This is a genomic window from Streptomyces sp. HSW2009 (assembly GCF_040240285.1).
GTDB lineage: Bacteria > Actinomycetota > Actinomycetes > Streptomycetales > Streptomycetaceae > Streptomyces.
This window is the reverse complement of record NZ_JBEHZD010000914.1, coordinates 1-1835: the sequence shown is the minus strand read 5'-3', so window position 1 is coordinate 1835 and position 1835 is coordinate 1. Positions and strand designations below refer to the sequence as shown.

Below are 1835 nucleotides of genomic sequence, written 5' to 3'. Positions count from 1 at the left end.
CCCCCGCCTCCCCGGGGGCCGGGGCCAGGCCGGGTACCAGTCCCACCCCCCAGGTGACCTGGCCCGCGGCGCCCGAGGCCGAGCGGCTGGACAAGACGATCGAGATGCCACCGGTGACCGAGGAGACGCAGGCGGCGGAGGTACGGGCGTACGGGGCACGGCCGGAGGGGGCCCGGTCGCCGGGGCCACGGGCCGACGGGGCCCGGCCCACCGCGGAGTCAGCCCCTCCCCCGTCGACGGCCAGCCCCGCGGAGGCCACTGCGCCCCGTACGACGGCCGGCCCCGCGGACACCGGCCCCGCGGACACCGACCCCGCGGACGTCACCCCGGCCGAGGCCGATCCGGCGCAGACCGGCCCCTCATGGGCCAGCCCCGCGGAGGCCACCCCACCGGAGTCGGACCTGGAGCGGACCGTTCCACAGCCGATCCACCGCGACGAGGACACCACCTGACGGACGCCCACCCCGCGCCCGCCCAAACCCACCTCGCGCACGCGTACGCGCGTACCCCCAACCAGACCAGGGCGCCGCGGCTTCACAGTGCTGCCCCGCGCACACCCGCACGCTCACACCCGCCTCGCGCACGCATACGCGCGTACCCCCACCAGACCAGGGCTCCGCGGCTCACCACACTGCCGCCGCACCGCACCCCGCGCATGCAGACGCGCGTACCCGCTTCCCCCCGCCCGGCCCCGGCGGCGACTGCTGCCGCAGGTCCGGCCGCCGGTCGGGCCCCCGCCCGCCTACTGACGGGCGGGTGAGCGGGACAGGCCCGTGCCCTTGGCCGCGTCCAGGGCGTAGACGCAGCGGTCCTTGCTACAGGCGTACACGACGCCGGCGACCGCGACCGGCGAGCCGGTGATCTCGCCGCCGGTCGCCAGCTTCCAGCGGAGTTGGCCGCCGGTCGCGTCGACCGTGTACAGGCAGTGGTCGGCCGAGCCGAAGTGGACCCGGCCGTCGGCGACCACCGGGGCCCCGATGACCTCGCCACCTGCGGCGAAGCGCCACTTGGGGGTGCCGGTCACCGCGTCGAGCGTGTACAGCGCGCCGCCGCTGCCCAGGTGGACGGAGCCCGCGGCGACCAGGACCGGTTCCACGGACTGGCGGGGTTCGGTGGCGATCCGCCAGCGGTCCCGGCCGCTCTCGGCGTCCAGCGCGTACACCGTGCCCAGGTAGTCGGCGATGTAGATGCCGCCGCCCGCGATGGACGCGCCGGGGGCGTACGCCGGCGGGCTGAGGAAGACGGCCGGGGCTTCGAAGCGCCAGTGCACGGCGCCGTGCGCGACGTCGATGGCGAGCACCCGGGTGCCGGCGGCGATGTACGCGACGCCGTCGGGCGCGTGCAGCAGCCTGACCGGTACGCCGCCGCAGGACGCGGCGTCGCCGACCGGGTAGGACCAGCGCTCGACGCCGGTACGGGCCTCCAGGGCGCGCAGCCGCGCGTCCGACCACACGTACACCGTGTCGTCGTGGATGACCGGCCCGGATTCGGGGGTCTCGAAGTCCGTCTGGGCGCCGCTCATCTCCCACAGGAGTTCGCCGTTGGCGGCCTCCCACGCCTGCACGCCGCCGCCGCGGGTGCCGGTGACGACGGTGCCGCGGTCGACCGAGAGCGAGTAGACCCAGCCGTCGGTGGCCAGCCGCCAGCGCTCGGCGCCGTCGGTGGCGTCCAGCGCGTAGAGCGTGGTGCCGTCGGAGGCGTGGATTCGGCCGCCGGAGACGGCCATGGCCCAGGCGACGTCGCCGGTCCGGAAGCCCCCCCCGCCGGGGCCGGGGTCCCCCCCGGGCCCCGCGGAGGGGGGGGCGGACACCCGGGCCCCCGCCGCCCCCCCGGGG

1 protein-coding gene and 1 pseudogene are annotated in these 1835 nt (G+C 77.4%); one reads left to right on the top strand and one right to left on the bottom strand.

The window, feature by feature from the left end; translation table 11 throughout:
- Positions 1 to 452: pseudogene (locus AAHZ94_RS33510) on the top strand (hypothetical protein); the annotation flags it as partial.
- Positions 453 to 742: 290 nt separating this feature from the next.
- Here AAHZ94_RS33510 and AAHZ94_RS33505 read toward each other — a convergent pair.
- Positions 743 to 1835 (bottom strand): outer membrane protein assembly factor BamB family protein (locus AAHZ94_RS33505; protein ID WP_349997466.1); only part of this gene is annotated, 1093 nt, incomplete at its 5' end.